Source organism: Primorskyibacter flagellatus (assembly GCF_900176485.1).
Classification (GTDB): Bacteria; Pseudomonadota; Alphaproteobacteria; order Rhodobacterales; family Rhodobacteraceae; genus Primorskyibacter; species Primorskyibacter flagellatus.
Genome location: NZ_FWYD01000068.1, coordinates 1 through 1,235, shown reverse-complemented (window position 1 = coordinate 1,235; position 1,235 = coordinate 1). Strand labels below are relative to the sequence as shown.

At 64.3% G+C, this 1,235-nt stretch carries 1 protein-coding gene; it reads right to left on the bottom strand.

The window, feature by feature from the left end; genetic code table 11:
* A partial coding sequence (gene glyA, locus B8991_RS20960) for a serine hydroxymethyltransferase (RefSeq protein ID WP_143514710.1) occupies positions 1-1,235 on the bottom strand: 1,235 nt, incomplete at both ends.

The window sequence follows — 1,235 nt, the reverse complement described above, 5'->3', positions numbered from 1 at the left end:
TCGACTTCGGCCCGGACCTTGGCTTCGACCTCTGTGTTGCCGTCTTCGCCATTGGCTGCGAGGCCGTCGACCACCTCGATGATCCAGTCGGCGATCTGGCGGAATTCGGCCTCGCCGAAGCCGCGCGTGGTGCCGGCGGGACTGCCCAGCCGGATGCCGCTGGTCACGGTCGGCTTTTCGGGATCGAATGGCACGCCGTTCTTGTTGCAGGTGATATGCGCCCGCCCCAGGGCCTTTTCCGTGGCGTTGCCTTTCACGCCTTTGGGCCGCAGGTCGACCAGCACCACATGCGTGTCGGTGCCGTGGGTGACCGTGTCCAGCCCGCCCTTGATCAGCTGGTCGCTCAGCGCCTGCGCGTTGGCGATGACCTGTTTGGCATAGGTCTTGAACGACGGGTCCAGCGCCTCGCCAAAGGCCACGGCCTTGGCCGCGATCACATGCATCAGCGGGCCGCCCTGGATGCCGGGGAAGATCGCCGAGTTGACCTTTTTGGCGATATCCTCGTCATTGGTCAGGATCATGCCGCCGCGGGGCCCGCGCAGGGTTTTATGCGTCGTCGTGGTGGCGACATGCGCATGCGGGAAAGGGCTGGGATGTTCGCCCGCCGCCACCAGACCGGCAAAATGCGCCATGTCGACCAGCAGATATGCGCCCACGCTGTCGGCGATTTCGCGCATCCGGGCAAAGTCGATCTGGCGCGGGATGGCCGACCCGCCGGCGATCAGCAGCTTGGGCTTATGTTCCGCCGCCAGCGCCGCAACCTGATCGTAATCCAGCATATTGTCCTGTTCCCGGACGCCGTATTGGACCGAGTTGAACCACTTGCCAGACTGGTTGGGCCGCGCGCCGTGGGTCAGGTGACCGCCCGCGTCCAGACTCATGCCCAGGATGGTATCGCCGGGTTTGATCAGCGCCTGAAACACACCCTGGTTGGCCTGGCTGCCGGAATTGGGCTGCACATTCGCAAAGTCGCAGCCAAACAGCTGGCGGGCGCGGTCGATGGCGAGGTTCTCGGCCACATCGACCCAGTCACAGCCGCCGTAATAGCGCCGGCCCGGATAGCCTTCGGCGTATTTGTTGGTCAGCACAGAGCCCTGCGCCTGCATCACCGCCCGACTGACGATGTTCTCCGAGGCGATCAGCTCGATCTCGTCGCGCTGGCGGCCAAGCTCGCCCGTGATCGCGGCAAAAACATCCGCGTCACGATCAGCAAGCGGTTCAGTGAAAAATCCAGT